Source organism: Bradyrhizobium sp. Leo170 (assembly GCF_004296405.1).
GTDB lineage: Bacteria > Pseudomonadota > Alphaproteobacteria > Rhizobiales > Xanthobacteraceae > Bradyrhizobium.
The window spans coordinates 1-3814 of record NZ_PSRR01000522.1; the positions used below are offsets into that span (position 1 = coordinate 1).

General features: G+C 63.5%; 2 pseudogenes. Both read right to left on the reverse strand.

From position 1 onward, the window contains the following. Nucleotides 1-1042 (reverse strand): annotated as a pseudogene (locus CWO89_RS41750) (filamentous hemagglutinin); the annotation flags it as partial. Next, nucleotides 991-3814 (reverse strand): annotated as a pseudogene (locus tag CWO89_RS46500) (hypothetical protein); the annotation flags it as partial. The pseudogenes CWO89_RS46500 and CWO89_RS41750, both read right to left, overlap by 52 nt.

Sequence of the window (3814 nt, forward strand, 5' to 3'; positions counted from 1 at the left end):
CGCCCTTGATCAGGCCGGCCAGATCCACCCGCCCCGCCCCGGCGCCCAGCGCCTCCACCGTCACGGTGCCGGCATCGTTGTTCGCGGCCGAGATATCGATCGTCGACCCCATCTGCTGGACCACGTTGCCTTCCGTGCTGGTCAGGATCACGTCGCCGCCCCAGCTGTAGCGGGTCTGATCGATCAGCTGCACGGCACGGCCGGCGAGGTCGAGCTTCGATCCCGAGGCGAGCACGATGTCGCCGGTCGCATTCATGGTCAGCCGTCCGCTCGACAGGCCGATGGTGGTGTCGAACTGCGTGATGCTCGCCGCGTTCAAGCGGATTTGGGCGCCGAGCGCATCCGTCGTGACAACCGCGGCGCCCGCCGGCGCGCGCATGGTGAGCGCGCCGCCCGCCGTGATGGTGGTGACGGAGCCGGCCTCACCTGTCAGTAGCGGCGTGATCAGGTTGAGGGCGCCACCGCTATAGGAATAGCCGCGGCCTTCGACATAATCGCCCTGTGCCTGATAGACCGACAGCGAGCCTTTGCCATTGGAGGTGATGCGATCGCTGGCGGTGAGATTGACGGTCGAGAAGCCCAGCGAGAGACGATCGAGCGTCGTGTCCTTGCGCTTTCGTTCTGTATCGTTGTAGCCGAATACGATGTGTTCGGCGTTGATGTTCAGCGTGCCGCTGCCGGTGCCGGGACCATTTTGCACCACGGGGCCGGGAGGCAAGCTGCCATATTGGTCCAGCGGAGCGACAACATTGCCGATCACGCCGTTCCAGTAGAGTGTACCGGTGGTGATCGTCGGGACATCGCCCGCCTCACCATACCCGTAGATGGCGGGTGTGTTCAGCACGAGCTGATCCAGAGAAGATTTTCCGGTTACCGGGTCGATGGTGTTGAGGCTCACCGTTCCAAAGAAATTGATCGAATTGGCGGCCCCCAATGTCAGACGCTCGAGTTTCGGCGCACCGAGACTGGGATCGCCGGCCAGCAATATGTTCAGCACACTCTGATTGAGCAGAAAGCCGGTGGGAACGTTGGCATCAGCCAACGCGGCGGTCTCACCGATATTGATCGTAGGCACCGCGAGCGACAAGTATTTCGCCCCCAACCTGAAATTCGTGCCGAATTTGATTTCGCCCGGGGTAAGGAACGTAATTGTGCCATCGGAGACGATGCGTGCGTCGCTGGTGCACGAACCGCTCGGACAAGCGCGATTGTAATCCCGCCGGTTCCGCCGTTGCCTGGGGGAAGGAAGTTGAGCCATCCGTTCGAGACTGCGACCATGGTGCCTGGGCTCGAATAGAGCAGGCCGTCGGATGAATCGAATGGCGGCTTGCCCATCCCGATGGTTTCGATCCGCGCACCAGCTTCGATATTGATCCGGCCGCCATCGACGTCATCATATGGATTGTAGTCGGCGGCTATGAGGAATATTTCGGGCGCGCGCAGATAGGCGTCGGCGCGCACATTGATGATTTCCGTATTGCCGCGAAACTCTACGATCGACGAGACTCCGATCAACCACCTGCTGCCGCCGATCCAGAGCCGCCCCGCGTTGAGCGCATTAAGCTCGGACGCGCGCACCGAAACGCCATCAAATCCCGGCGTTGGCGCGGCGCCGAAAATCTCCAGCGGCGGACGCGTACCATCCGCAGAGGTGACGTCAACGGTCGCCGTCCCCCCTATTCCGCCTTCGGCGGGCTGAAACAGGGCGGTGCCGGCGAAGGTCAGCGCTTCGCTGGCCCCGGCAGCGAGCAGCAGGTTGAGGGTCTTGGCGTCCGCCGGCAATGCCGGACGGGTCTGGCTAAGCGTCGCGGCCTTCTGGATCGCGAAGTCGCTGTAGCTCATCTCATTGTATTGCGCATATTTGCGCACCGTCGTTCCGGGCATGATGATCGCCCGGACAGCAAGCGGCGGCTGAATCGACGTGTTGGCAATGCTGGTATTGGCATCCACGACATAGGAGCCATAGGAGCCGGACTCTGTCTTGATCGCGCCGGAGAGCGGGGCCTTTGATATGCCGCTGAGTTCGACACGGAAGGCGCCGGGCAACAGCGCATACTGCGAGGGCAGCAGGGTATAGGTGCCGGCGGGCAGGCCGGGAACGCCGGCTGGTATCGTGATCTGCTGGCCCGTGGCCGGTGCAGCCCGAGTGCTGGGATCGCTCGGCGCGTAGCTGCTTGCATAGCCGGGCATGATGGCATAGACGGCATTGCCGGAGGCGCTGAAGGAATTTGCCGGATTGGCGTTGGCCAAGGCCGTGGTCAGGATGTCGACCGAACCGCCGCGGCCGGAGATGAACGCCGAGCCCGCAAGTTCGCCGCCGCCCGAGAGGTCGAGCGTCGCGCCCGGGTGCCCGACGACGGATTGCGCGTTGAACGTGATACTGCCGCCGACCGGCGTATTGATCCCGCCATACGAAAATTCGCCGCCGTTGTACTTGTAGCTCACGCCGTCCGTCGTGCCGCCAAAAGGAAGCAGCAGCCCGGCGGCGCTCACCGATGTGATGCTTCCAGGAAGCAGGTTTACTGCGCCGGTCGTGCTAATGGTGCCGAAGCTGTTGCTGTCGGCACCAAGGACGATGTCGCCGAGCGGCGCGCGGATGACGCCACCCTGGTCGATAACGGTGGCATAGAGCGACAAGCTGCCGAAGGCCGAGAACGGCGTCTGCGGCAATGCATCGTCGATGCGTTTGATGGAGAGCCTGGCGTCAGGGAGCGAAGGATCGAAAGCAGCGTAGACCTCGGCCTGGGCGCCAGTAGTTGGATAGAGCTGGGCCGCCGTGAGCGTGAGGTTGCCGGGCGTCCGCAGTGTCGTACGCGTCCCTGAGGGGAAGGTGCTGGTCTGCGCAGTATTGCGCACAAACCGAATGTCGCCACGGCTGGTGAGATCGATGTCCCTGAAACCAGCCATGTCGTACAACACCTGCGCGCCGCTGTTCGACTCGATTTTACCGCTCGCCCCGAACTGGACGTAGTTCTGGATGTCGATCAAATCGGCCGAGACCGTGAGCTTTGCGGTCGTTGCCTGCGAGGAGGGTGACGATATGGAAAAGCTGGACCCGGGCAGACCGGTCGTAAAAGCATACCCGCGCAGTAGAACGTGGGGGGCCGTCAGCGCCACGCTGCTGGCGGTGTCGCTGCTCGTCAGCACGCCTCGGTCGAAAACGATGCTGCGTCCCAGATTGAGCGATACTGGACCGTCGAACACGAATGCGGTCGATGACCACAGGGAAAGACTGTCGAAACCGCCGGCCTCGACCTGTTTGGCGCTGATCCGCGCCACCCCATAGCCCAGCGTAGGATCGGCTTCTCCAGGCTTGAGATCGGCGCGCATGCCGCTCGGCACGTAGTCCTGAGTGATGATCAGACGACGCGGTACGAGTTGGACATCCGACGGGTCCCAATCGGCCCCCGCCGGCTTTTCACCGAGCAACAGCGACAGTGTGCCGCCGGAGGCGCCCGCTCCGCCCGTCGCCGCACGCACCGTGCCGTCCAGAAAGATTCCGTGCCGGGACGCGAGCGCGATGCTGCCGCCATTGCTCGCCACCGCGGTCGGGGCACCTCCGACCGCGCCGTATGGTGCGATCACCGCACTCGCACCGGAAGCATCGAGCACGGCTCCCGGCCGGACCACGACGAAACCATTGTTATCGACTTGACCGTTGGAGTCGAACCTGACGCCGATGGCAATCGAACCGCCGTCGGAAACGACACCATAGGGCCGGCCCTGGCGATCCACGGCCGTCACCGACCGCCCCGCCACATCGAGAACAGCGTTGTCGCCGATCCAGATCGACTGGCCCGGGATGCCGGTCTGA